A 25,011-nucleotide genomic window follows, 5' to 3' on the forward strand; every position below is an offset into this window, starting at 1 on the left:
GGAGGTGGTCAGGCCAGGGCGAGGTAGGCGTCCCAGGGCACGCCGGGCGCGGTGCCGGTGGCGTAGGTGTGCAGGGCCAGCGCGATCCCGGCGCGGCCGTCGAGGAACTCGGGGTCCGGGCTGTGGTGGCCGTCGGGTTCGAGACGGTCGATGAGGGTGAGGGCGATGCGGTCCAGGTCCTGTGTCAGCGGCGCGTCGGGGGCATCGGCGTTGATGCGCCAGGCGCAGTGCAGCAGCCCGGCCCATCCGTGGCAGAGCCCGAGGTCGGTGAGGGTGTCGAGCTGGGAGGCGTCGCGCAGGCAGTCGGCCATCGCCTGCTCGGCCTTTGCCCGGCGGCCGTGGTCGCCCAGGGCGATCCCGGCGAGTTGTTGGGCGCGGGCCAGGCCGGGGGTGCCGTAGCACCAGGAGGGCCGCTGCGCGGTGGAGGGGGCGGTGGAGGGGGCGGTGGTCGGGCCAGTGCTCCACCGTCGGGGGGTGATGTAGTAGGGCCACCACGTCCCTTGCGGGCCGGTGTGGCGCCGGGTGTCGAGGACGTTGAGGATCCGGCCGATGGCGTCGGTGTGCCCGTCGACGGTGACCCCGTGGTGCAGCGCCAGCGACAGTACCGCCAAGGGGGCGGCGATGCCGTGGGCCGTGCCCAGGTTGAGGTGTCCGCCGGGGAAGTCGGGGTCGAGGTGGTTGTGGGGGGACTGCTCGGTCCACCAGCCTGGCCGCTGGTCGGGGTCGTCGGGCAGTGGAAGGGTGAGCCGTGCCAGGTAGGTGAGCGCTTGGGCGGTGATGTCGGCGTCGGGGTGGGTGTGCAGGTGGTAGGCGGCGAGCCCGGTGAGTCCTTGGATGAGGTCGAACTCGGCCAGGGTGGGGAGCTCGTCTCGGTCGAGGCGGGCGTGGGCTTGGTCCAGCCGGTGGAGGGTGAGGCGTGTGGTGGCCTCGTCCAGGCGGGTGCGTGCTCGGGCCAGGTGGGTGGGCGAGGTCGCGGCGATGGTGGTGAGCAGACCCAGGGCGGGGGCTCCGGACCACAGGGTGGCGGTGTCACTGCCGTTGACCGGACCGGACAGGGCGCGGGTGAGCCAGGCCTTGGCGGTGTTCCAGGACCCGTGTCCGGTGCGGGCGGCCTCGATGTGGGCCAGCGCTACGCCTGCGGTGCCGCCGCCCAGGGAGGAGGGGCGTTGGCGCAGGGCCGGTTTGTCGGGCAGGAACCGCACGTGGTCGGGGTCTGTGAGGCTGTCCAGGATCGTCCGGGCAGTGCTGTGCGCCCGGTTCGCGGTGGTGGTGGCGGTGGTCACTGGGGCTCCTTGGTACGGGCGTTCCAGCTCAGAGCGGCGGCCCGTGCCAGTGCCAGGCATGCCCGTTCGGTGGCCGGGTCGGGGCCGAACAGCCGGGTCGAGTGCAGGTGCAGCAGGTCCGGCAGCACTTCCGCGGCGGTGAAGCCGAGGTCGGCGAGGGCCTTGGCGTAGGCGCGGGCTGCTTGGGCACGTTGCTCCCAGGCGTCCCGGATGGGGGCGGGAGGGCCGTCGTGGTCGGGGTCGGTGAGCGTGATCGTGTGCGCTGCCTCGGTGCGGTCGGTGGTGCCTGCGGGTGCGTGGTCGATGAGCCACCGTCGGGCATCCGGTGCGTTTCCGAGAAGGTGGTGGGCGAGGTCGGTCATGCTGGCGGCCGCCCACACGCGCGTGCCTGCCTCGGTCTGGTCGGTGGCGAGTTGGGCGGCGACCGCGCGGGAGTCGGCGACGAACAAGGCCTCGGCGGCCTCCATCGCGGTACCGGGCCCGAACCTTCCGGACTCGGGGGTGTAGGTGTCGTGGACGACGGCGGCGACCTGGCCTTGGGCGCGGAGGTCACGTGTCCAGGCGTGCACGGCCTTGAGTTGTTCGGGGTCCTTGATGTGGACCCGTACGCGCAGGTGAGGATCGGGGTCCCGGTATCGCAGGAACCACCAGGAGAGCGGCGTTCCGGTAGCAGACAACCGGGGAAGCCCCCCGGTGATCAGGGCGGTGGCGTGGTCGGGGTGGCCGTACAGCTTCACCGAGCACCACCCGGCTTCGCCGGGCAGGTGCTCTGGGCTGCGGGGGTGAGCCGATCCGGGGAGGGGCCGGACCGGGCTCGGTGCCTGGTTCGCGGTCACGGTCGCGACGATCTCGTGGGCGCGGCCTCCGATCCAGCCCAGGTCCTGGTCGGTGGACGCCTCGCGTAGGAAGATCCTCCCGGCCTGGACCAGCCCGGTGCGCACCAGGTCCTGGTGGGCGGGCAGGCGCAGATCCACCCGCAGGCGCTGGTCGTTCTCCCCCATCTCCACCTCGTCCGGGACCCGGTGGGTGGTTCGCCACCGGTCCAGGTGGTCGGCCCATTCCTGCCACGGCGCGTGGGGGCCGGGAAGGGTGTGGGCGTCCAACCGCCACCGGGCGGGGGCCAGGACGCATCGCCGCCACCGCACCCGGGGCAGGTAGGGCAGGTGGGTGGCGGCTCCCCAGGAGAAGGGGACGGGAACGGCGGTGAAGGCCCAGGGCAGCTCGGCGAGGAACCGCATCCGGGGGTGGGCGGCGCGGGTGAATTCGAGGGCGTGGAATACGACCGGCTCCACCGGCCGCAGCCCGTGGCGGGTGACCAGGTGCAGGCGGTGAGGGTCGGCGGTGACGGCGAGGTCGTCCAGTCCCAGGGCGTTGGGGTCGGCCGGGTGGTGCTGGCCCAGCGCCAGGCGGGTCGGCAGCACCGTGGGGGTGCGCGCTACCTGGTCGCCGCGCGTGGATGCCGCCGGGCAGGTGAGCTGGGCCAGAATCGCGTCCTGGCGCAGGGTGGGCAGATGCCGGTACAGGTCGATCAAGGGGTCCCGGCCGGAGGGTGGCAGCAGGTCGAGGAATCGGCCCACGGTGGTGCCGGCCCCGCGGGAGGCCCCGGCGACCACGACACGGAAGTCACCGGCGTCGAGGGCTTCCCGGCTGGTGGCGTGAACACGCACCCGCAGTTCGGTGTGCGGCCACACGGTGTCGAGCGGGGTGGCGCCGAGGCGGTCCCGGAGGTGGTCGTCCACCACGACCTCGCCCGTCCCGTCCCAGGTGGCCTGTTGTGCCAGGCCGAGCAGGACGGCGTCGCGTTCGGACAGCGCCTGGGCTGGGGGCGTGGGAAGCCGGGAGCCGTGGAACCCGGTGGGGAGCCCGAGTCCACAGTCGGGGTCGGTCACCTCGGTCACCGGTACCACTGCTCCGATCCCGTAGCGTTCGCAGAATCGCCGGTGGTAGTCGGCCCAGGCGGGAGTGCCCTGGCGGACGGGAGACAGGCGGGCGAGCACTCCGGCGGCGTCCTGGATCTGCCAGGCGACGGTGCGCGGCAGGTCCAGGTCGCTCTCCAGCCGCAGGTCCACGCTGGTCGGGGTGTCCACCGGTGCCACACCGGCGAGTGCGGTGCGGGCGCGGCTCATCGCGGCGGCCCGCACTGCGGGTTCGGGTGCATGGTCGTGGTCCGCGAGGCTCCGTTGCGCGGTCTCCAGGTGGGCGAGGACCGTCGCGGCGTGCGGGTACCGGTCGGCGCCGGCGTCGCGCGCGGCTGCGATGAGGTGCCCCAGCGGGTCGGGGGTGTCCATGGGCGGGTGCAGGCAGGTCAACAGCACCCGGTGACGCACCAGCGTGCCGACCAGGGCACGGACGGCGTCTCCCCGGTCGGGGAACGCCGTGTTCAGCGCGGCCTCCACCTGGGCCCAGGACGTGGGGGTGCGGGCCGTCTCCAGGGCCATGCGCGCGGGGGCGGTCAGCCGCAGCGAGGAACGCCTGCCGTGGTCGGCGCCGGATTCGGGTTGGTGCTCGATGAGGATCCGGCCAGCTCGCACCACAGCGAGGGTGTTGGCGACGACCGACAGGTGGGCGGTGAACTCCGGCTCGCAGGTTTCCAACCGATCGACGGCCGCCGCGGTCCAGGCCGCGCTCACCCGTGCCACCGGCCGGTGGTCGACGCCAACGTTCCCGGATACGGCGGAGGTGAACCGGGTCGGGGCCACCCCGGCGAACGACCCGAACGGCGCGGCCCGGCTCTGGGCGCGCAACACGTACCGGGCGCAGGAGCGGGCCACCCGCGCGAGGTCACGCCCGCTGGCGCCGCCATGGCAGACGTGGTCGATCCGCTGGAAAAGGATGGGGCCGGCGTCGCTGATCGCTGCTCCCAGCACCGGATGGTCGCGCACCTGCCGCAGCCATCCGACCCACGCACTGCGGTGCTCGGGGCTGTCGGCGGGGCCGTCAGGCCACAAGGGGAGGTCGTGGGGGGCGGCGAGCGCGGAAGCGCGCAGCACGCCGCTGGAGTGGGCGGTGAATCGGGGGTGCACGGGCGCTCCTTGAAGAGGGGATGACCCGGCGCCGCTGGCTGCGGCGCCGGGGTTTCAGCGAAGGGCCGTCCTAGGGGCAGGTGGTGGAGCAGGCGCTCTCACACGTGGAGCCGCAGTTGTCCCCGGTCAGGTTGAGCAGGGAGTCGAGCCGAGGGGCGCTCTCGATGACCTCGACGTCCAGGTCGAACCCGTCGGCGTCGACCTGGTGGTGGTCCAGAGACATACTTGTCTTCCTTTCGGGTGGAGGGGCACACCCCGGGGTGGGGTGCGTTCAGGGCCAGGCCAGGACGGTGCGTGTGTGCGGCTTGTCCAAGACCCGGACCCGGTTCGTGGGGAGGTCAGCGTCGGGGGTGCCGCTGGGCCAGACCTCGATGCGGGCCATGGATCCGTCGTGCCGGTCCCAGGCGCGCAGGACGTCGATGTAGTTCTGGGCGGCGTCTTGGCCACGGGGTCCGTAGGCGAACACGCCGATCTCGAACCGGCCATCGCCCAGGGAGCGTTTGGTGCGCACCGCCACGCTCCCGTCGTCGGCGAGCACCACCGGCACGGGCTGGCGGGCCAGGGGCCCGGAAGGCCCGTGCTCGAGGACGTCGCCGGCCACGTGCAGCATCGCGTACCGGTCGGCGTGGGCCGCGGTCCACAGGTGCAGCCGGTCGGGGTACGTGAACTCGATCCCCGGCCAGAACTCCTTGCGAGGGCCGTGCAAGGAGTTCCGCAACGCGGCCACGTCCACGGGCTCCTCTGCGCCGTACAGGGCGATGTCGTCCCCCTGCACGGCGATCCCGCGCTCCTCGTGCGCACCCGCGCCCTGCATGGGCACGAACACGGTGAGGTGGTGATCGGGGCGACTGGCCAGGTGATCGCCGACGCGGTCGAATCCGACGGTGCGGCTCACCCCGCGCAGCCGCATCGGGGTGACCAGGCGGCCGTGGTCGGTGAGCTGGGCGGTCCAGGCCGGCGGCAGGTCCCACGCCCTGACGGTGACGATGATGCGGTCGTAGGGGGCGAACGCCTCCACGCCGTACTCGGCGTCACCGGTCACCACGCGCACATCCTTGTACCCGGCCTCATCCAGATAGCGGCGTGCCCGGTCGGAGACCTCGGGGTCGATGTCGATGGTGGTCACTTCACCGCCGACCCCGACCAATTCGGAGATCAGGGCGGCGTTGTATCCGCCCGAGCCGATCTCCAACACCCGCATGCCCGGTCCGAGCCCGGCCTGGTCGAGCATCATGGCCTGCACCCGCACCGCGGACATCGAACTGGTGATGAGGCCGTCCCCGGTCCGCTGGACGGGTGGCGCGTAGTCGGTCGCATACGCGTCCTCCAGCGACACCTCGGGGACGAACACGTGCCGGGGAACCTTCCTGAGCACATCCGCGACCTCCGCCGAAATCGGCGGCATGCCCCACTCCTCCTGCAGCCGGAGCAGGGTGTCGACCATCTGCCGGCGGATCTTCTCCACCTGCCCGGGGTCGGAGCTCACATCGGTCATGGGCATCTCATTCCTGTGTCGGATGGTCGAGGTCGTGTGCGGCTGTCACGGTGGCCCGAGCGTGTGTCCGCTCCAGCACGAAGATCACATCGGCAGGGCGGGCCGCTGCCGGGGCGGATCCGTGCCCGTGCACCCACCATGCACAGAGCTCCCAAGAAAAGCGATCAGCGCGCTGATAATCTTTATCAGTTCTCTGATAATCACCCCGTTACGGGACATGAGGCCTGATCGGACACCACCAGAAGCGGCGGGGGAACATGGAATTCCCAGATGACATGAATTGCCGATTAGCGGCAGTTCGCACCGCAACCCACGCCTTGGGAGCTCGGCGGCCCAGGGGGTCGCTAGGGTGAGCCGGGCGTGAGATCTACCCGGGTAGAGGCAAGGGGTGTCATGGTGCGGTCTGTGGTGTTCGACGTCGGTGAGACGCTGCTGGACGACACCCGGGAATGGGCACGGTGGGCGGACTGGCTCACCGTCCCCCACCACACGTTCTCCGCCGTGCTCGGCGCGGTCACCGCCCAGGGCCGCAACAACGCCGAGACCTTCCAGTACTTCCGGCCGGGGTTCGATCTGGCCCGGGAGCGGCAGCTGCGGGAGAAGGGCGACTTCGGCACCGGAAGCGACCAACCCCACTGGGACCTGGAAGCAATAGGAGTCAAGTACTCCGACCCGGTCTGGTTGTAGGCCGCGCTCCTGGTGCTGCGGTGCAAGCCGATCTTCCTCAGGACCTGCTACGCCTCATGCGACGGCTCCCTCCGAAGAGGACCCCGAGAGCGCTTCAAGCCACACCGAACCTCCCAAAGACGTCCCTGTTTCTGCGTCGCCACGTTCTTGACTCTCTGCACGCCCGCCTCCGCCGCAGGCGTAAGGGCCGTACAGAGCGGCGTGCTCCACCGATGAACGGGACCCAGGCCTAGGCACCCCGAGGGCCGAATCCCTATCGCTGACCGTATGAACCGGTGGACCCAGGATCAAGGAAGTGGTCACTCCTGGTCAACGACGACCCCGAGAAAACTGAAAAAATGAGGTGACCCGAATTTCGAGCCCCTCGACCGGGACGCCCCGGCGAGCGAAAACCAGCGAGGAACACCTCCCCATGCTCAAGAAGATCATGCCCGCCGCCGCCGTCGCCGCAGCCGTGATGTCCACCGGTCTGGTATCGGCAGCCCCGGCTTCCGCCGCCACGGCCGCAGCGAACATGACGATCTCGACCGGATCAGGGACGATGCAGTTCATCGACGACGGGGACGTCTTCAAAATCTGCGACACCGCCCCCAATGATGGCTCCCCCGTGTTCGGAGCGGTTTTCTACAATTCCTACTGGGACACGTCCGGACACAAGAGGGTAATGACGATCCTGGACAGCAGCGACAGCGGGTGCAACAAAAAGGGATACAACATAGGAAACTCCGGCGTATACACTTTCGTCATCTGCCCAGGAGAGTGGCCGACCAGCGCCTACCAGAACTCCAGGGGCTGCACCCATTCCAGGGAATTCAATGAATAAATAGCGCAGATAAGACTCCTCCGTCCGGCGCGATGCCGTGCGGGGGGCTTTCTGCTTTCCGGGGAGGAGGTCCAACCCGTGGACGGAAGCCCCGGTCCGCAACCGCCGATCCGCCCCGTACCGGACGACCGTGGCCCCGGGCGGTTCCAGCGAAACGGGTCAGGGCGCCCGCCCCCACCGAGGCGGGAACGTAAGGCGCTTGAAAGGCGGGCTTCCTAGACTGCACCCACGAAGCCCGGGCCCGTTGAAGGCAGGGGCCCGGACAGAGAGGGTGGTCCGTGACCGCAACCGAGTTCGACACCGGGACGATCGACGCCGCGGAACGCTACGAACTCTGCCGCGAACTCCTGTCCACAGTCCCCGTCACCCCCATGGAGCTCACCGGCTGCGACCCGGACGGCTTCGGCATGGTCCAGCGCGACCTCCACTTGGGCGAGGTGCGTGTGTGGAACATGGCCTTGCATCCCGCGGTGCTAAAGCGTACCGAGGAATTGATCGACCGCTCCGACCCCGGTACGTACAACCTCTGCTTTCTCCAGCGGGGCCGAATGGTCAACATCCAGAACGCGCAGGAGTCGGCCTACGGGCCCGGGGACCTGCACGTCATCAACACTTCCCGCCCGTTCGAGCTGACCGCGTGGAACGAGGGCGCCCCCGTCGTGTGCACGGGTGTCGAGCTGCCCCACCACCTCCTACCGCTGCCCCGGGCCCACACCCACCGACTCACCGGACGGCGAATGGCCGGCCGGGAGGGAATCGGCGGACTACTGACCGGCATGCTCACAAGCCTGACCGGGGCACCCGGGCCCTACAGCTCCACCGACGAGATGCGCCTGGGGACAGTGGTCGCTGACTTGGCCGCGGCGCTGTTCGCTCAAACCCTGGAGGCCGAAGACGCCTTGGAACCGCGGAGCAGGCGACGCTCCCTGGTCCTGGAGATCCGCGGCTTCGTCCAACGCAACCTGCACGATCCTGAGCTCACTCCAGGGGCCATCGCCGCCGCGCACCACATCTCCGTTGGCTACCTGCACCGCCTCTTCCAGGAGGAGGGGCACACCGTGGCGGCATGGGTGCGGGAACAGCGCCTGGAACGGGCCCGCGGCCTCCTGGCCGACCCAGCACTCGCCCCGGTACCGATCCACCGTGTCGCCGCACGTTGCGGGTTCACCCAGCCCGAAGTGTTCAGCCGGACGTTCCGCCGGACGTTCGGAATGTCACCCAGGGATTACCGGCACGGGAGGAAGTAAGAAGACCGTTTCCCCTGACAGCGCTGATCTCGCTCGTACAGGGTTGGGTTCTCGACTCTGCTTCTTCGGCTCATCTGTGTTGACATGGTCGCGCCAGGGGGAGTCGATGCTGTTCAGATCGAGATGTTGGCACCATGGCCGTGCAGGTGTGGTGTCCGCAGAGAAACCGGCGAACCCGACAAGGATGTGCTTGGCCTGTTTTCAGGTCGCTGGCGTCCACGGCCAAGGGCGAGGGCCTCGATGGCCGCGTAGGCAGTCGATTCTCAGCTGGGCTTCCTTGCGCATGTGCTCTTGTGATGAATGTTGGACGAAATATAGCGTCATACGCAGTTCTCGGATGTCCCGTAGAGTAGAGAAACCGGGCCAGGCCCTGACGTCGTCGCCCCCATACACCTGAACGAAGCTGCGGTAGTCGCTTTCCGAAAGCCACGGCACCGAGTGGGTCTTCATCGCGGTGGATACCAGGTCCCACTCCGGTGGACCGACCGAGCAGCGCTCCAGGTCGAGGAGAAGCGTGCCGTGGGCATGGCGGGCAATGTTGCCGGTCCATGCATCGCCGTGGACCACGGTATGTCTCAGGCCGGCGGGGAGCGTCTTCCACGCCTGTTGCAACTCGGCGAGACGCTCGCGCAACCAGGCCACGTCAGCGTCGCTGAGCCCGGCGGCGTCGTCGATGCGTTGGGGCAGTCGCACGAACGGGTCGAGCCGTCCCAGGTTCAGGTGGTCGGGGACCGGTAAGGCGTGAAGGGTGCGCAGAAGGTGTGCGACGTCCTCAACGGTGCCGGGGCCGTGCTCGGGCAGTTCTTCCCAGAAGGTGATGGCTCGATTGTCGATGATGATGGGCTGGTCGACATCGAGAGGGGTGACGACTGGGAGTCCTTGTGTGGCGAGCCAGCGGGCGATGGCCACTTCTCGGTGTGCGGCACGGGCTTGTCCAGGCCGGGAGATACGGGCGACGAGGCCGGACAGGCTGAGGATGGCGTTCTCGCCCAAGCGGATAGGGCGTGCTTGCTCCGGTGAGCGGGGGATGCCGGCTTGGCGCAGTGCTGGGGCGAGCAGTTGTTGGTATTCGGCCGCGGGGGTCAAGGTCGTGGTCTGCTTTCGATCCGGTCCATGATGAGTCGGCTCAGCTCTGGTGCGGTGTCCGAAGCTGTGGTCGCGAGTTCCCGAAGGTCGTCTTCGGCGCGGCGGGAGCGCACCTGGCCCATGTCATCCAGGGCACGTAAGGCAGTGTCCTGGCCCTGTTCGGTGTCGCTGCGTGTCTGCAAGGAGGCGAGTTTGATGCCGGAGATGGCCCGGGAGCGGCGGTAGGCGTCCGAGTGGCCTTCCACTGCCGACTGGAGGCGGTCGTGGGCCGGTTTCGCGGGGTGCAGGTTCTCCACAGCCAGATCCCAGAGTGCGTGGCCGGTATCTCCTGCGTGCTGGGCGGCATCGTAGTAGGCCATCCATTCCGGAACCTGGGGGCCGCCTTGGGCGGCGAAGGCTTCGTCGGCGTGGGCCACAGCGGTGAGGGTCTGCTGGGTATCGCGGAGTTTGGCGAAGGCGCGCGCTCTGGCAGTCAGGAGCATGGCGACCTCTGGTGGCGAGAGGCGGTCGGAGCGCACCAGAGCGAGCTCGGCGAAGGTCAGGCCGGCTTCGGGGTCGCCGCACCAGATCTCCTGACGGGAGCGGTGCGACAGGACTTTGGCACGTAGGTGCCAGTCGTTCGCCTCCTCGGCTGCGCGGGTGGCGAAGGTGAACATGCGCCGTGCTTCGTCGTGGGCGTAGGCGTCAAAGGCCATGAACCCGCAGACCATGGCGAGCCTAGCCACGGCGGAGAAGGTGTCCTCCCGCAGGGCTGAGGGGATGGTTCGGTCCAGTAGGGAGACGGCCCAGCGCAGGTGTGCGGTGACGGCGGCGCGTACGCCTGCGCCGCCGTAGGTGTGGTCCCAGCTGGAGAAGACGGCGGCGGCTTGGTGGACCTCGTCCAGCTCTCCAGGGGTGACCCGGGTCGTGTCGGTGCCGAACCCGGGCAGGTTGATGAGAGGAGCGGTGATAACGCTGGTGCCAGCCACTTCGAGGAAGTCTCGTCGCTTCACATCTTCCAGCTTCCCCGGTGCGTTCCCGGAGGAGGAGGTGCTACCCGAGGTCGCATCAGTGAAGGCGGACACATCAGCAGATCCAGGCTGCCGAAGAGCCCCCAGACCTTCAAGGGCGGCCTTCACCTTGTCGAGGTGCTTGATGGTCGTCTTGCCCGAGACGATGCCGGACACCGACGGCTGGGAGATGCCAGCCATCCGGGCCAGTGCGGTCTGGGACAGGTCCGTGTGCCGGCGCAGCAACCGGATCAGCTCACTGGGATCCCGATCCCCCACCGCCCGGCGCACCTCGGGCACATCCCAGAACCATGCCGGGATGCACGCACACGACCCCGGCCCCGCCGAGGCGCGCGACCGCCGACAGTACCCGCACACCGGCGCTGGGTGGTGCGTCATCGAAATCCGCCGTTCCGATCATGATCGACATTCAGTATGGACTCTATTGCAACGAACAGGAGCGAGACAGGGCGTTGTTTCAAGCCATGCTTCTTGTTCGCCGTTCGACTGCGGTGGAGAAAGGAGAGGTCCTGCGTGGGGTACTTCGATAAACGGTACTGAGCCGGTCGTTCTCGGCGTAGCGTAGGAGCGTGACCGAAGAGAGCTTGACGCGTGAACGCGCCTTGGGCATCGGCGGCAGGGTCGCTCAGTGTGAGGGATGGCCTGCCCAGGAACTGCGTGTCCTCGGCCCGATCGGTGAGAACGCGAACCTGTTGCTGCCCGACGCCGGGGTTGTTCTGCGCATCTGCTCGCAGACAGGGTTGCTTCGGGCTCGCCGGGAGTTGGCGGTGGCACAGTGGCTCAAGGAGAGCGGAGTACCCGCGGTACGCACTCGATCTGAGGTGCCCCGGCTCGATGACAGCGGATGGGTGATCACCCTCTGGGACTTCGTTCCCCAGACCAGCCCTGGATCCCCTGCTGTGATCGGCGGGGCCTTGCGACGCCTTCATCGCTTGCGCGCTCCCGAGAAGCTGTCCTTGCCCGCCCTGGATCCGTTCGCAGGAATAGACGAGTACATTCATCGGTCAGCCCTCGGAGCACTGGATAAGGAATTCCTACAGGCACATCTGGCGGGCTTGAGGTTCGAAGCCTCCCTTTTGAACTATGCGGTTTCGCCGGGTCCGGTCCACGGTGATGCCCACAGGAAGAACATCGTCCAAAACACCGACGGGCAGGCGGTGGTCTTGGACCTGGAGCGTTTCAGTGTCGGCGCTCGTGAATGGGATCTGGTGGTCGCCGCCGTCTACGAACGGGTGGGGTGGTACACGGCCGAGGAGTACAGGGCCTTCGTGGACGCCTACGGTTGGGATGTACGGGACTGGTCCGGGTTCGAGACCCTGGCCGCGGTCAGGGAGTTGAGGATGACAGCCTGGCTGTGCGCTCGGACCGCCCGGGAACCTCGTTTGCTGCCCGAGGCACGTCGACGGGTCGTTTCTCTGAGGGATCCCTCCTTGTCCAAACGGTGGATGCCGGGGACGTGAAGGGCTCATGACCGAAGGGGCGAGGCGTCGGTGAGGAATTCGTCGAACTCCTGGACGTGCCGGGTGGTGGCGTAGGGTTCGAGTACCTGGTAGTCATGGGGCGGCGGAGCCGATCCGGCATAGCCTGGGGCCTGTGGCCCACACCGAAGATTTCCCCCAGCGTGCCGCTCGCGCTGTCAGCACTGCCGCCCGGGCCCTGGGGGTTCCCGCTTCACGGACTGACAGTCCTCCCGATCTCGTTCGGATGGGAGAGCGAGCGGTGTTCCGTCTCGGCAGTGACGTGATCGCCCGTGTTGAGCGCTCTGCGGACAGGTGGGAGGAAGCCGACCGGGAGGTACGAGCCGCCCGCTGGCTCGCCGAACAGTCCCTTCCAGTGACCCGCCCCTTACCCGGAAAGCAACCCGTCTTGGCCGAGGACCTGGTCGTCACCCTGTGGGAGGCGGTCCAGGGCGAATGGACCCTCCCACGGGAACTGGCCCGGCTGCTGCGCACCCTGCACCATCTCACCCCGCCACCGTCGCTCGGCCTGTCCGCCCTGGACCCCTTCCACCGCGTGGCCGAACGCATCGACACCGCCCCCGGGCTCGACACCGCCCAGCGCGAGCTGCTCCGCGCACACCACCAGGACCTCGCCGCTCGCTGGTCTGCGGTCACACCTGTCCTCGGCGTACGCGTCATCCACGGGGACGCCAACATCGGCAATGTCCTGGCCACCTCCCAGGGGGTTGTGCTCTTCGACCTGGACGGCATCTGCTGGGGCCCACCCGAATGGGATCTGGTCCTGACCGCCCTGTACCGAGACCTGGGCTGGCACAGCGACACCGAGTACGCCGACTTCTGCGACGTCTACGGGTTCGACGTCACCTCCTGGGACGGCTACCCCTTTTACAAGCAGGTCAGGGAGTTGCGGATGACCACCTGGCTCGCCCAGAAGGGTGGAGAGAGCCCCGAGATCGACGCCGAGATCGCTCGGCGGATCGCCGACCTCGCCGACCCCCGCCGCCCCCGCACCTGGAATCCCTACTGACCTGGAGATCCCAGAGCCTTCACAGTCCCAGCCTGGCGGAGGAACCGGTCCGCTTCCGGCTGCCCCTGATAGGAGCGCACGCTGTCGATGAACGTGTCCAGGTATCCCGCGCACCTGGCCGAGGACGTCACCCGCACCTGCGGTACCACAGCGGCACCCAGGTGGCAGGCCTCCTCAACCTCGCCCTGCCCGAGCATGGCGGACGCCAGCACGAGCCGGGTGAAGACCCGGCTGCGCGCGTACTCCTGCCCGGAGGACGCGGTCAGGCTCTGCTCGGCCGACCGTCGAGCGGTACGGGTTTCCCCCAGGTCCTGGTGGCAGTGGGCCACTTCATCGGCGTACTCCGCCTGGTCGAAGTACCCGATCCACGACGGATCGGCACTGGGGTCGCGCCGGTTGAACGCCTGCTCGGCGTGGCCCATCGCCCGAGAACACGCGCCCTTGTCCCCCAGGGATGCATGTGTCCCCCAGGGATGCATGGGCGCGCGCCTCCATCATCAGGAACTGCGCCCGCAGGGTCGCCGTCGCCCGCTCCCCGGCTCCGGTCAACGCCGCCCGTGCCAGGTCGCGTGCTTCGGTGTAGGAACCTATGTAGTTGGCCTGGTGGCTCATCGCCGACAGCACACTGGCTCCCAGCAGGCGGTCTTCAGCATGGTCCGCCAGATCCAAGGCCTGTACGAAGTAGCGTCGGGCCATGCCGTTGCGCTGGGCATCGTAGGACATCCACGCCAGCGCGAGCACGAACTCCGCAGACGCCGCGAACACTGAGCGCTCGGTGCTGCTCGGGTAGGACCTGCGCAGCAGCGGAACCACCGTGCCGCTGAGGTACTGCGTGGCTGCTATCCGGGCATGGTCGCCGCCGAAGCGGTTGTCCAGGCTCGCGAACGCAGCCGCAGCAGCCTGGATAGCCGCTGCGGGACCTTCCTCGCCCCGGAGTTCCTCGGAACCGGAGGAGGGTTCGGATACCAGCCACGACAGTACGGCCGAACTGATTGCCGAATAGGGCGGTTGTTCCTCGGCCCCGGGGACTTCCTCCAGATCCAGGCGGGTCACTCGTTCAAGGACTGACGCGGTCTGCTGCCCGGAGCCGTTCAGCCCCAGGCCGAGTTCGGATGGGAAGCGTTCAGTGAAGGTGGACACATCAGCAGATGCCAACCGCTGGAAGGCACCCAGGCCCTTGAGGGCGGCCTTCACCTTGTCGAGGTGCTTGATGGTCGTCTTGCCCGAGATGATGCCGGACACCGACGGCTGGGAGATGCCGGCCATGAGCGCCAGTGCGGTCTGGGACAGGTCCGTGTGCCGGCGCAGCAACCGGATCAGCTCACTGGGATCCCGCTCCTCCACCGCCCGGCGCACCTCGGGCACGTCCCAGAACCATGCCGGGATGCACGCACACGACCCAGGCCCCTCCGAGGCGCGCGACCGCCGACAGTACCCGCAGGCCCGGTCCTCGGGTGGGGTGATCATCGGGAGGTCCAGGAGGCTGCGGGGTCGTCCAGGGTGGCGAGTCTGCGGGTGAGCTGGGTCTGGGCGGCCTGGTCGCCACGGTCCGCGGCGCGGACGTAGGACCCCAGGGTGTGAAGGTCCCGGATGCGGATCAGGACGTCCAGACCGGGCCAGGTGGACAGGTCGTAGCCGTAGGCGGCGGCGAACGCGTCCATCTCGGCGCGGGTGCGACCGAACCGGCGGTGCCCCTGCCAGAGGTTGGCGAGGTCGAGGACGCGGGGGCCGAGCACCGCCTCGTCCCAGTCGCCCAGCACCGGCCGGTCCCCGTCGAACAGGATGTTCCCCAGCCAGGCGTCTCCGTGGATCAGCCCCACCCCGAGGGGGAAGTCCAGCTCGTGGTAGGCGTCGAGCAGGTCGTCGATGCGCCCGGACAGCTCGGCCACAACACCTGGAGCCAGGGTGGTGGTGTGGTGCAGGGTGTGGCGCAGGGAACTCAGTGGAGCGGCCGCGGGGAGGTGGATCTCCGCCGGGGGCGGTCCGGCCTGGTGCAGGGCCGCGAGTGTGCTGCCTAGGTCCGCGGGCGCGGGATGGGTGCCGGCGGGTTGGGGGTAGTACCGCCACAGGGTGGCCACGCTGGTGTCCTCGATAAGGACGCGGTCCAGGAGGGGTTCGGTGACCGGGACTCCGCGGGTGTGCAGCCAGCGGGTCAGGGCCACGGAGCGTTCGGCGGCCTGGTGGTGGCGCAGGCCGCTCACCCGCACGATGGCCCCGGCTCGGGGCAGGTGCCAGACCTGGGTGCCGTGGTGGCGGACCAGGACTGCGGTGGCCGGGTCGGCGCCCAGGGTGTGGGCGGCCTCGGTCAGGACGGCGGGAGCGGATGTCAGGGGGGCGCTCATGGTCCCCACGGTAGCCGCAACGCGGTCAGCCGGTCGGTGATCTCCCGTTTCCGGCTCGGGGCGATGGGGGCGTTCAACGCCAGCTCGGCGCAGGCGTGCAGGGCGGGACGCAGCTGGTGGATGCGGTCGCTCGCAGGGATCCGAGCGACCTGCTCCAGAGCGGTGTGGGCGGCGTCGGTGTCGCCACACAGCAGGTGGGCGGAGACCAGGTCGATGCGGGCCAGGGCGAGGTCGCCGTAGCTGCGTTGGATCGCCGGACCGGCCTCGTAGGCGGTGATCGCCCCGTGGGCGTGGGTGGTGGCGCGGTCGCCGTCGCCCAGCAGGACGGCGGTGGCGGCGATGTAGTAGTCGCGCTTGGGGTCGGGGAACGCGAAGATGCCACCCAGGCGTCGGGAGAGGTCGTCGGTGTCGGCGGGCTGGGCCTGGTGGTCTACGAGCCGGTCCAGTCCCGCGCGGGCGGTGTGCCTGTCGTGGCGGCGGGCGGCGGCGCGGGCGGTGATGGCGGTCAGGCGTGCCCACGCCTGGGGGCTGGGGGCATGGCCGGGCAGGGCAAGGGTGTCGGTGCCGGTGGCGGGGTGCCAGTCGCCGATGAGGGCGCGGGTGCCGATGATCCAGCCGGGCAGGTGGGGGTGTTCGGTGAAGTCCGCGCACCGCGCGGCGCGCTCCAGGTGGGCCAGGGCTGCGGCGGGGTTGCCGCCGTCGTGGGCGGCGTAGGCCAGCAGGAGCTCGCAGGCGCCGACGATGACCAGCAGGTCGTGTGCATGGCGGGGGCGGGCTCCGGAACGGTAGTGCTCCAGTGCTCCGGTGCGCAGGGTGTTCAGGCGGGGCAGCAGCGGGGCGCAGGGCCGGCTGACGTAGGCGGCCGACAGGGCCGCGAGCTCCTGTTCCATGCCGGCCAGGGTCGCGCGGTCGGTGCCGTCGCGCAGAATGGCCTCCAAGTCGTCGGGGTCGTCTTCTGCGCAGGGTATTGACGAGGGGCGGGCCGGTTCGGGAGCTCCGAGGCCGCGCAGGGCCTGCTGGTGACGGTCGCGGGAGATCAGCCGGCCGCCGGAGATGATGGCGCTGACCATGCCCTGGGACAGGCCGACCATTCTGGCGATCGCGGTCTGGCTGAGCCGGGTCTCGCGCCGCAGGAGGCGGATGGTCTCGGCGGCATCACCCGCGCTGACCGCCGCGCGGACATCGTCCAGGTCCCAGAACACCTCGGGAACGCATGTGCAGCGACGTGCGGCCCGGTCGCGCCCGCAGTTCGCACAATGACCCATTCGCTTCTCCTCCATTCGCGCAAAGAATCACGCATCAAACGAGCGAACGGAAGGGATATCAGCATACTGATAACATTTATCAGCGCACTGATGATTTCCATCAGGGTGCTGATGGAAATTATCAGAGTTATTCTTGAACCTCATTTCCCGGTGCGCCCATGATGGAGGCATGAACACGATCGACCCCCGCGATACGGCACCTGTGGGCAGCCTGGCAGGCGATGATCCTGCGGCTACCGTTCACGAACAGATCCGCACCCTGCACACCGATCACGGCTTCGACGTGGTGATCTTCGCCAGCGACGGCCGGGTCGTGGACGCCAGTCCTGCTTTGTCCCGTGAGGCGATCGAGCGGTGCGGGGCGATCGGATACGCGTTGAAGAACCTCTCCCGGGCTTATGCGGAAATGGGGTTGAAAAAGGACGTTCCGCTCACGGTGGAGCGTTTGGTCGTCCGCTTCAATGACGGGGCGTTGGTCCTGTTGCCGGCCACCGACGACATGTGGGTGGCCGGGGTGGTCCCCAAACGGGGGCTGTCCGATGCGGGATCTGTTCTGGCCCGTTTCGCCGACCGTGTCGCCCCGCTGCTGCCCGCGGGGACCGATACGGCCCTGCACACGCTGCCTCCTGTCCTGAGTGGGGGGCGCTGATGTCCTCTGCCACGAGGATCCCCGTACCCCCGTACACGCCGAAGAAGGTCCTGCTGCCGCCCCTGGGAGAGCACACCCTGGTGCGGCCCCTGGGCGATGCGCCCTTCGAAGTGGGCGACACCGTGGGCGAGCGCGCCCTGACGGTGTGGCTCCTCCTCTACCACCTGGACCGCGAAGGCGCAGCGCCGCTGACGATCATGGAGATCGCCACCCGGCTGCGCATGAGCCGGGGGGTCACGATCCTGCTGGTCTCGGAACTCCTGCGCCACCACCGGGCCCGGGTCAGCCGCCAGCAGCTCCGGGGTGTGTTCGACCCCCGCGACGAGGTCCGCGACTCCTGGGGGCGCTCCTCACACTGTGATGCGTCCCTGCGCTCGTCCAAGGTGATCGTGCTGGGCACCCCTGAGCACCGGGGCGCGGAGTTCCTGGGCACCTGCTCGGCCATCACCCCCATCACCCACGTGGAGACGCTCTACACCTCCGCCGCCACGACCCAGGCGCACGCCGATACGCCGGTGTCGGTGCAGCTGTCCATGGGGCGGGTCCCCGTGGGAACCACCAACCTCCACCTGCTCGGGCTCCCCGACGTGCACCTGTTCGACGCGCTGTGGCCCAGCGTGGTGCGCGATGCCTGCGGCGCCCTGGTCGTGACCGGGCCCGAGGACCTGGACCAGGCGCAGACGGCCCTGGACCTGCTCTCGGAACACGTGCTGCCCGTCCAGATCGTTCTGGACCACGTGCCCGGCGACCCCGACCCGGAGGCCGTGGCACACCGGTTCGGTGTGCCCGAGAGCCAGGTGACCCTGTGCGACGTGCGGTCGGTGCCCGCCACCCGCGCCGCGCTGGGCGACGTGATCAACCAGCGCACGGCCCGCCGTGTGTGACCCCCACCTCCGACCTGGGAGCTGAAATCGTGAAGGTTCTGATCGTCGGTGCCGGGCTGACCGGGATCGTGCTCGCCCACCGCCTCCTCGTCCGGGGCGCGGACGTCACCGTGGCCACGTCCCTGTCCTCCGAAGAGCTGCGCCGGGGTCCCGCTCAGATGACCCAGCTGACGCTGCCCACCGCCCTGGGCCTGGAGCGCACGCTGGACCTCGACTTCTGGGAGAAGGAGGACCACTTCTTTCAAACCGTCTCCATGATCACCAGGCTCCGGGACGGCGCCGAGTTCGGGTTCACCGGCAACCTGGGCGCGGCAGGGGCGGCGGTGGAACCCCGTGTCAAGCTCCCCGATCTGCTGGAGTGCTTCGAGGACCGCGGTGGCAAGGTCACCATCAGCGGCATCACCCTGTCGGACCTGACCGTGTTCACCCGCCTGTTCGACGCGGTCCTCATCACCGTCGGTGCGGGTGAACTGGGTCGGTTGTTCCCCGCCGACCCCTCCCGGCCGCTGGCCGCTGAGCGGCAGGTCGTCTCCCAGGTGTACCTGCGGGACTTCCCCGAAGTCGCCGGTGCCGAGGTGGAGGTGTACTCGGTCGCCACCGGCGCGGCCTCCAGCAGCGAGGTGTACGTGGTGCCGATCCTGACCTCGGCCGGAATCGCGCACTCGGTGATGGTCACCGCCCGCCCGGGCGAGGACAACCCGCTGGACCTGAGTGCCTACGGCCGCCGCGGCAACGTGTACGCCCTACTCGCTGAACGGCTGCCCCGGCTCCTGCCGGAGCTGGGTGAGCGGTTCAACTCCGCCACGCTGTCCGATCCCCGCGACACCCTGCTGACCACGGTCACCCCGGTCGTGCGCACCCCGGTCGCCCGCGTGGGCACCGGCTTCGTCGTCGGCGTCGGCGACACGGTCGTGACCACCGAGCCCCGCACCGGACAGGGCTGGTCGCTGTCCACCAAAAGCGCCTGTTTCACCGCCGACCGCATGGTCGAGCACTACAACCAGCACGGCGGCTTCGACGAGGCGTTCTTCACCGACACCTTCACCACCTTGTGGAACGAGCACATCCGCCACACCGCGTCGTTCTCGCACCTGGTCAACGCCGTCCACACCGGCAACGTCCCCCCGGAGCTGATGGCGGCGATGGCCACGGCCGCCACCGACCAGAGGTTCGCCAACGCCTGGGTGCGCGGCTTCGACGACCCCGCCGAGCTCTCCCGCATGCTCCCCATGGCCTGACACCCCGCCCTCTTACCCCCTTCTTCGATGCAGGCGACAACGCCGAAGCGAGGTCACCCATGCCCGAGAACACACCCCGTACCGATGCCTCCTGGGTGTCATCCCCCAACCCCACCCTGTACAGCCCCCGCAACCTGGCCCGGTACAAGCGGCTCGTCGGCGAGCTGTCCCACACCTACGCCTGGCGCATCGACAACACCGCCCTGGCCGGCCTGTACGCCGAGCACGTGAGCGCCCGCCACCTGGAGATCGGTCCCGCCGACGCCGAGATGCTGGCCACCACCCCACCGCCCGCTCCCCCGGAGCAGTGGCGCGTCGACGTACTCGACATCAACACCGCGCCCCTGGCCCACGCGCAGCAGCGGCTCTCGGGGCGGGCGCAGGTCACCGCCCACCTGCACGACATCCTGGCCGCCCCCTGGCCCGGCCTGTCGCGGACGTTCACCTCCATCGCGATGGGCAACGTCCTGCACTGCGTACCCGGGGCCGGGTTCACCGCCAAGGCCACCGCGTTCAACGGGCTCGTTGACGCGCTCACCGACGACGGTGTCGCCTTCGGCTACACCCTGCTGGGCGCGGGCGACCCCGACGCCGACCACAACCTGCCGGCCCGCCTCCTGATGCGCGCCTACAACAAGCCGGGCCGCAACACCTTCCACAACCGCGGTGACCGGCTGGTGGATCTGGAGCGGCAGCTGAACCTGCGCTTCGCCCAGGTCGATGTACGGGTGATGCACAGTGCGGCGGTGTTCGTGGTGCGGGGGCCGATCCGATGAGCACGCACACGGTCTCCGTGGTGGGGATGGGGGTGCGCCTGCCCGGCCATATCACCACCCCCGACGAGCTCGCCCAGGCCCTGGCCGGGCACCGCATCGTCGTCGGTCCCCTGACCGAGGAGCGGTGGGAACGGCTGGTCGCCGAGGTCCACCCCGACCAGCGTCCCCGCTGGCGGTGGCACGGCGGCACCCTCACCGACCACGACTGGGGCCTGGACCGGTGGCACTTCGGGATCAGCGCCGACGAGGCCGAGCAGATGGACCCCCAACAACGCCTGGCCCTGGAGTTGGTGTGGGAGGCGCTCGCCGACGCCGGGATCCGCCCTTCCTCACTGGCCGCCACCGACACCGGCGTCTACGCCGGCGCCGCGGGGGTCGACCATGCCGGCCGGGTGTTCGCCCCCGGGGTGCGCACCACCCCGCACACCGGGCAGAGCGGCGCCCTGTCGATCATCGCCAACCGCGTCTCCTACCACCTGGGCGTGCACGGGCCCAGCTTCGTCGTGGACTCGGCGTGCTCGGCCTCCGCCGTGGCCCTGCACCTGGCGGCGCGGGACCTGGCCGACGGGACGGTGGACACCGCGGTCGTCCTAGGCGTCAACAGCCTGGACTCGGCCGCCATCAACGCCTACTTCCACCAGGTCGACGGGGTGATGGCCCCCGACGGGGTGTGCTCCCCGTTCAGCCGAGCGGCGCACGGGTACGTGCGCTCCGAGGGCGGCGGCGCCCTCATCCTGCGCCGCACCACCGACCTCACCCCCGGCACCAGGGAATGGGTACGCCTGTTGGGCAGCGCCGTGACCCACGACGGCCGCACCTCGCACCTGATCGCCCCCAACGGCCACGCGCAGGCCAAGGCCATCACCCGCGCCCTGGCAGCGGCAGGCCTGTCCCCCGACCAGGTCGGCGCGGTCCTCGGGCACGCCACCGGTACCGCAGCCGGGGACGCCCAGGAGCTGCGCGGGGTGGCCGAGGCCTACCGCACCCGGGACCGGGAGCAACCGCTTCTGCTCACCTCAGTCAAACCCGGTCTCGGCCACACCGAGGCCGTCTCCGGGGTCGTCAACGTGATGTGCGCGGCGGTCGGAGCCCGCGCGGGACGCATCTGGCCCACCCTGAACCACACCGACCCGGTCGCCCTGGTGGGCAACCGCCGCATCACCGTCCCCACCCGGGCCGTGGACTGGCCCACCGGCACCGACGGGACCCCTGCGGCGGTGGGGGTGTCGGCGTTCGGGTTCGGCGGCACCAACGCCCACCTCATCCTCGCCCCCGCCCCCGAACCACAACCCGCCAGCAAGAGGGCACCAGCGGCACCGGTGGTGATTCCGCTGTCCGGGCACACCCGCCAGGTCCTCAACCGCACCGCCGCCCGGTGGTCCTCCGCCGTGGCCGCGCTCGAGGACCTGGCGCCGGTCGGTGCGGCCGCGCTGTGGGGCCGCGACCACGACCCGCGCCACCGCGCCGCCGTGGTGGCCCGTACCCCCGGCGAGGCGGCCGAGGCCCTGCACGCGATCGCCAGCGGGCTTCCCCACCAGAACATCCTGGGCCCCCTGGCCGCCCACGGCCCGCGTGAGCGGCTGGTGGGGGTGTTCTCCGGGCACGGCACCCACCACCAGCACATGGCCGTCGAACTCGCCGCCACCACACCCGTCTTCGCCGCCGCCGTGGACCGCGGCCGGGCCGCCCTGCAACCCTTCGTGGACGGGCCCGTGTGGGCTCCCGGTGCACCATTGGAGGGGTTCGAGCAGATCCAGCACGCCGGGTGGCTGGTCCAGGTCGCCCTGGCCGACACCCTCACCACCTGGGGCATCGCCCCTGATGTGTGGGTGGGGCACTCGGCCGGGGAGGTCGCCGCCGCCTACGCCTCAGGAGCTCTCACCCTGGAGCAGTCCGCGCGGGTCATCGCGGCCCGCAGCCGCCTACTCGCGACCCTGTCCGGGAAGGGCGGCATGCTCGCCGTGGCCCTAGCCGCCGACCAGGCGGAGGCGGTGGCGGCCGAGCACGGCGTGGACGTGGCCGTGGTCAACAGCCCCCGGGTGAGCGTGCTCTCCGGTACCACTGCCGACCTCGCGGCAGCGGCTGTGGCCCTGGAGCGGGTGGGAGTGTGGGCCAAGGCGATCCGCGACGTGGTGCCCGCCCACAGCCCCGCGGTCATCCCGCTCCAAGAGGCACTGCGCCAGGAACTGGACACCCTGGAGCCCAACGCACCGACGGCTCTGATGGTCTCCACCAGCACCGGAGCACCCGCCACCGGCCTCGGCGCCGACTACTGGGCCTACCAGCTGCGCGCCCGGGTACGCTTCGCCGACGTCATCGGCCGCCTCACCGAGGGGCAGCCCACCGGCGTGGTGGAGGTCGGAGCTCGGGCCGTGCTGGCCGGCCACATCACCGATACCGCCCCGGGCACCCCGGTGGCCACCGCCACCACCGACCCCGACGAACTCTTCCGTGCCGTCGCCGGCCTGTACGTGCACGGCCACACCCCCACCGGCCCCTCTTCCCCTGGTGAAGAACGCGCCGAGCTGCCCCCGGCCGTCTGGCAGCGCACCGGCGCCGAGGACCGCACCTACGTGGACCTTCCCGCCACGGCCACCTGGACGGCCCAGGACCACGGCTGTGTCACCGGCCTGGTGCTGGCCCTGGCCACCCGCACCATCGGCACCGCCCCCGGCTCGGTGGACGTGTCCTGGGCCGAAGCCGGCGTGACCTCTCTGGACCTGGTCGGTGTGCTCGCCCACCTGCGCACCGCACACCCGGCCTGGGCCAACGAGTCCGTTACCGACCTGGCCGCAGACGCGACCATCGCGGCCACCGTGGACCGCCTCACCGCCCTGCTGCCACGGACGGAGGCGACCGTGCCCGCCTCGTAACGACCTGGACCCACGCCCGCGGTTCGTTGCCCTTGCGAACGGGAGAACGCGGGCGTTCCCGGCGCCGCCCCTCCTTCCCTCCCGGGTGGTGCCCGGTGTCCCCGCCCCGACTCCCATCCGGGTATCCGCCCCGGCCCCGGGGCGGGGACGCCCCCACTCACCTGCCGTCTGGCAAGCGATCTGAGGCCTATGAGCCACCCACAAAGAAAGCCGCGATGAGCACCTCACCGCCCTTCCCGCTGCTGACCGACACCCTGGACCGGGCCCACCAGCTCGCCCACCACGAGGGGCACCGCCTGGACCAGCCGCAGTTCGAGCTCGACGACGCCCACGAACGCCACAGCGGGCCAGGGGTGTGCTGGCGGGTCGAGGCACGCACCCTGATCAGCGACCCCACCGACAAGGTCCTGTGCCGGTGGCATGCGGGCGAGCGCACCCGCGCCGTCAACGAGCTCGCCGGAGAACGCGACGAACTGGCCGCACGCTACCTGGTGTACAGGTCCCAGCACCTGGACATCCGCACCTTGTGGGTGCCCCACCTTCCGCTCACCCGCCACGGCGAGTTCCTGGCGCACGTCTTCCGGGTCCAGGCCCGCGCCGGTTTCCAGGTGGCCGTCGCCGCCCCGGGGACGGCCCTGCCGTCGCTGCTGGTCTACCCCGGCCGCCACTTCTACTTCCTGCACCACACCGCGCAGGGCCGCCCCCACGGGGCCACCCGCGTGAACGCCCCGCGGCCGGCCACCGCCCTGGCCGACCACATCGAGGCCGTGGCCCGTGACGGCCAGGGCATCCACGCCTTCACACGCCGCCAGCTGTAATCCCCGATCCGATCCGTCACCACGCCAGGAGTCCCACACATGCAGGTGCCCTTCGCTCTGGTCAACCTCAAGGACGGCCTCGAGGACGGTCACGGTCTGTCCCGTCTGCACCCGGTCTTCGCCGACTACGCCGCCACCGGCACACGTCCCACCCTCATGGCCATCAACGAGGCCCGCTGGCGCATCCCGCGCGGCCTCCCCGCACGCGAGGCCCTGGACATCTTCGAGACCATGTTCGGCGGTATCTACGAGATCGAGATCGGAGCCATCGAGCGGTCCGATAACCCGCCCGCCCTGGTGTGGGACCCCCAGGTGTGGCGGCTCATCGAGGAGTCCACAGCCCAGACCGACCACCACCGGTGGGGCCGCAACACCTGGACCCTCACGGCGCGCCACGACCCCCATGCCGCGGTGCGGATCCACATCCCGCACCTGGATTATTCCTCCGGGACCCGCCGGCTGATGGAGGCCGAGAGCCTCGCCTCCCAGATCAACAGGGACTTCCCCATGGTGGTGGCCGGCGACCTGAACAGCACAGGATCGGGTCCGCACCTGCCCCACCGCGACTACACCAAGGTCCCGGCGCACAAACGCCGCCAGAAGGGGATGCTGCTGCCCTCCGGGGAGTGGCTGGACGACACCCGCGCCCTGGACACCCTGATCGGCCCCTGGGACGAGGACACCGGCACCCGCCGCCACAGTGACGGGTGCGGGCTGTACGCGGTGGCCGAACGCGACTGGGAACAGCTCGGCCGCCCCGCCGCCCTGCTGGAGCCCACCACCCACACCCCCGGGTCGCTGCTCATCGACTGGATCCTGGCCACGAACGAGATCGGCGTGGTCCCGGGCACCTACCGGGTGTGGGACGGGGACCCCGCCCACACCGACCACAAGCTCATCAGCGTCACCCTCACCGTGGAGGAAGGCCGCCACCGGTGACCCGGCAGAGTCGACCGTGGGGCTCCTCCTGTAGCCGACCGCAGGAACGCGACCGGCCGCCCGGCAACGAGCCGTTCCGGGTTCCG

Annotated in this window: 22 protein-coding genes; 12 read left to right on the forward strand and 10 right to left on the reverse strand. The window is 70.0% G+C overall.

The features are described 5' to 3' along the window. Positions 1–8: 8 nt before the first annotated feature. The 4 genes from KGD84_RS19130 to fxlM form a co-directional block, all read right to left on the reverse strand. Entirely contained in the window at positions 9–1,283 is a 1,275-nt protein-coding gene (locus tag KGD84_RS19130) for a lanthionine synthetase C family protein (protein WP_220561789.1), read from the reverse strand. After that, positions 1,280–4,306 (reverse strand): lantibiotic dehydratase, encoded by a 3,027-nt coding sequence (locus KGD84_RS19135; protein ID WP_220561790.1) that lies wholly within the window; start codon positions 4,304–4,306, stop codon positions 1,280–1,282. The genes KGD84_RS19130 and KGD84_RS19135 overlap by 4 nt, the downstream gene beginning before the upstream one ends. Before the next feature lie 70 nt (positions 4,307–4,376). After that, positions 4,377–4,529, reverse strand: coding sequence for an FxLD family lanthipeptide (locus KGD84_RS19140; protein WP_220561791.1), 153 nt, complete (start codon positions 4,527–4,529; stop codon positions 4,377–4,379). Between the two features lie 48 nt (positions 4,530–4,577). Continuing rightward, positions 4,578–5,801 (reverse strand): methyltransferase, FxLD system, encoded by a 1,224-nt coding sequence (gene fxlM / locus KGD84_RS19145; protein ID WP_255646655.1) that lies wholly within the window; start codon positions 5,799–5,801, stop codon positions 4,578–4,580. Between the two features lie 405 nt (positions 5,802–6,206). Between fxlM and KGD84_RS19150 the strand changes: the two genes are divergently transcribed. From KGD84_RS19150 to KGD84_RS19160, 3 genes are all read left to right on the forward strand, one after another. Then, entirely contained in the window at positions 6,207–6,488 is a 282-nt protein-coding gene (locus KGD84_RS19150) for a hypothetical protein (RefSeq protein WP_255646656.1), read from the forward strand. A gap of 412 nt (positions 6,489–6,900) precedes the next feature. Beyond that, the gene (locus KGD84_RS19155) at positions 6,901–7,311 is read left to right on the forward strand and encodes a hypothetical protein (protein ID WP_220561792.1); all 411 of its coding nucleotides are present in this window, start codon (positions 6,901–6,903) and stop codon (positions 7,309–7,311) included. A gap of 278 nt (positions 7,312–7,589) precedes the next feature. Beyond that, entirely contained in the window at positions 7,590–8,558 is a 969-nt protein-coding gene (locus KGD84_RS19160) for an AraC family transcriptional regulator (protein ID WP_220561793.1), read from the forward strand. A gap of 201 nt (positions 8,559–8,759) precedes the next feature. On the opposite strand, the gene KGD84_RS19165 is transcribed toward KGD84_RS19160, so the two are convergent. Next, positions 8,760–9,644 carry a phosphotransferase family protein gene (locus KGD84_RS19165; protein ID WP_220561794.1) on the reverse strand — a complete coding sequence of 295 codons (885 nt, stop codon included), beginning with the start codon at positions 9,642–9,644 and terminating at the stop codon, positions 8,760–8,762. Continuing rightward, on the reverse strand, positions 9,641–10,933 hold the full coding sequence (locus KGD84_RS19170; RefSeq protein WP_220561795.1) for a helix-turn-helix domain-containing protein: 1,293 nt from the start codon (positions 10,931–10,933) through the stop codon (positions 9,641–9,643). The genes KGD84_RS19165 and KGD84_RS19170 overlap by 4 nt, the downstream gene beginning before the upstream one ends. A gap of 290 nt (positions 10,934–11,223) precedes the next feature. Here KGD84_RS19170 and KGD84_RS19175 point away from each other — a divergent pair, with 290 nt between their 5' ends. Beyond that, positions 11,224–12,114 (forward strand): phosphotransferase enzyme family protein, encoded by an 891-nt coding sequence (locus KGD84_RS19175; RefSeq protein WP_220561796.1) that lies wholly within the window; start codon positions 11,224–11,226, stop codon positions 12,112–12,114. Positions 12,115–12,358: 244 nt separating this feature from the next. Then, positions 12,359–13,141 (forward strand): phosphotransferase enzyme family protein, encoded by a 783-nt coding sequence (locus tag KGD84_RS19180; protein WP_255646657.1) that lies wholly within the window; start codon positions 12,359–12,361, stop codon positions 13,139–13,141. Here the strand turns inward: KGD84_RS19180 and KGD84_RS19185 are convergent. From KGD84_RS19185 to KGD84_RS19200, 4 genes are all read right to left on the reverse strand, one after another. Next, a complete protein-coding gene (locus tag KGD84_RS19185) occupies positions 13,135–13,470 on the reverse strand; it encodes an NsdA family TPR-like regulatory protein (RefSeq protein WP_255646658.1) in 336 nt (111 codons plus the stop codon). The genes KGD84_RS19180 and KGD84_RS19185 overlap by 7 nt on opposite strands. A 1-nt stretch (position 13,471) precedes the next feature. Beyond that, entirely contained in the window at positions 13,472–14,506 is a 1,035-nt protein-coding gene (locus KGD84_RS19190; RefSeq protein ID WP_255646659.1) for a helix-turn-helix domain-containing protein, read from the reverse strand. A gap of 98 nt (positions 14,507–14,604) precedes the next feature. After that, on the reverse strand, positions 14,605–15,483 hold the full coding sequence (locus tag KGD84_RS19195; protein WP_220561798.1) for a phosphotransferase enzyme family protein: 879 nt from the start codon (positions 15,481–15,483) through the stop codon (positions 14,605–14,607). Beyond that, positions 15,480–16,685 carry a helix-turn-helix domain-containing protein gene (locus KGD84_RS19200; RefSeq protein WP_220561799.1) on the reverse strand — a complete coding sequence of 402 codons (1,206 nt, stop codon included), beginning with the start codon at positions 16,683–16,685 and terminating at the stop codon, positions 15,480–15,482. Before KGD84_RS19200 ends, KGD84_RS19195 begins: the two co-directional genes overlap by 4 nt. A gap of 232 nt (positions 16,686–16,917) precedes the next feature. Between KGD84_RS19200 and KGD84_RS19205 the strand changes: the two genes are divergently transcribed. The 7 genes from KGD84_RS19205 to KGD84_RS19235 all read left to right on the forward strand — a co-directional run bounded on the left by KGD84_RS19205 (position 16,918) and on the right by KGD84_RS19235 (position 24,925). Further along, on the forward strand, positions 16,918–17,397 hold the full coding sequence (locus KGD84_RS19205) for a roadblock/LC7 domain-containing protein (protein WP_220561800.1): 480 nt from the start codon (positions 16,918–16,920) through the stop codon (positions 17,395–17,397). Continuing rightward, positions 17,397–18,281, forward strand: a complete 885-nt coding sequence (locus KGD84_RS19210; RefSeq protein ID WP_220561801.1) for a hypothetical protein — start codon at positions 17,397–17,399, stop codon at positions 18,279–18,281. The genes KGD84_RS19205 and KGD84_RS19210 overlap by 1 nt, the downstream gene beginning before the upstream one ends. Positions 18,282–18,310: 29 nt before the next feature. After that, a complete protein-coding gene (locus KGD84_RS19215; protein ID WP_220561802.1) occupies positions 18,311–19,519 on the forward strand; it encodes a styrene monooxygenase/indole monooxygenase family protein in 1,209 nt (402 codons plus the stop codon). 59 nt (positions 19,520–19,578) lie between these two features. Continuing rightward, entirely contained in the window at positions 19,579–20,295 is a 717-nt protein-coding gene (locus KGD84_RS19220; RefSeq protein ID WP_220561803.1) for a class I SAM-dependent methyltransferase, read from the forward strand. Then, positions 20,292–23,168: a beta-ketoacyl synthase N-terminal-like domain-containing protein gene (locus tag KGD84_RS19225; RefSeq protein WP_220561804.1), complete on the forward strand. Its 2,877-nt coding sequence runs from the start codon at positions 20,292–20,294 to the stop codon at positions 23,166–23,168. The genes KGD84_RS19220 and KGD84_RS19225 overlap by 4 nt, the downstream gene beginning before the upstream one ends. A 215-nt stretch (positions 23,169–23,383) precedes the next feature. After that, positions 23,384–23,986: a DUF6879 family protein gene (locus tag KGD84_RS19230; RefSeq protein WP_220561805.1), complete on the forward strand. Its 603-nt coding sequence runs from the start codon at positions 23,384–23,386 to the stop codon at positions 23,984–23,986. A gap of 39 nt (positions 23,987–24,025) precedes the next feature. Then, positions 24,026–24,925: an endonuclease/exonuclease/phosphatase family protein gene (locus KGD84_RS19235; protein WP_220561806.1), complete on the forward strand. Its 900-nt coding sequence runs from the start codon at positions 24,026–24,028 to the stop codon at positions 24,923–24,925. Positions 24,926–25,011: the final 86 nt, after the last annotated feature.

It is taken from the genome of Nocardiopsis changdeensis, from assembly GCF_018316655.1.
In the GTDB taxonomy this organism is placed as follows: domain Bacteria; phylum Actinomycetota; class Actinomycetes; order Streptosporangiales; family Streptosporangiaceae; genus Nocardiopsis; species Nocardiopsis changdeensis.